General features: G+C 62.9%; 1 protein-coding gene. It reads left to right on the plus strand.

The annotated features are described in order from the left end of the window. Positions 1 to 38: 38 nt before the first annotated feature. A partial coding sequence (locus tag D7X55_RS47320) for a hypothetical protein (RefSeq protein ID WP_199747495.1) occupies positions 39 to 396 on the plus strand: 358 nt, incomplete at its 3' end.

Here is a 396-nt window from a genome sequence, read left to right on the forward strand (position 1 = left end):
GCACAGCGGATAACCATCTGGTTACCCTGGCGGAAGTCATGGCGATGTACCTGCTGGTCTGGTCACCCACGCCCTGGACCCTGATCGAACCCGGCAGGCCGCAACTGGAAGACGGGGAAGTCGAGCGCTACGCCACGGAACAGCAGCTGGTCGAGGCGTTTGCCGCCGGCCTGAGCGGCGTGGCACGGGCGATGGCGCATCTGCCGTGCATGATGATTTTCGACGACCACGACATCACCGATGACTGGAACCTGTCGGCGAACTGGGAGCAAACCGCGTACGGCCATCCATTCTCCAAACGCATCATCGGCAACGCCCTGCTTGCCTACCTGCTGTGCCAGGGCTGGGGCAATAACCCGGATGCGCTCAACGGTCTGGTCAAGCAGGCTCATGCCC

Origin of the sequence: Corallococcus sp. AB049A (assembly GCF_003668885.1) — a bacterium.
Lineage (GTDB): Bacteria > Myxococcota > Myxococcia > Myxococcales > Myxococcaceae > Corallococcus > Corallococcus interemptor.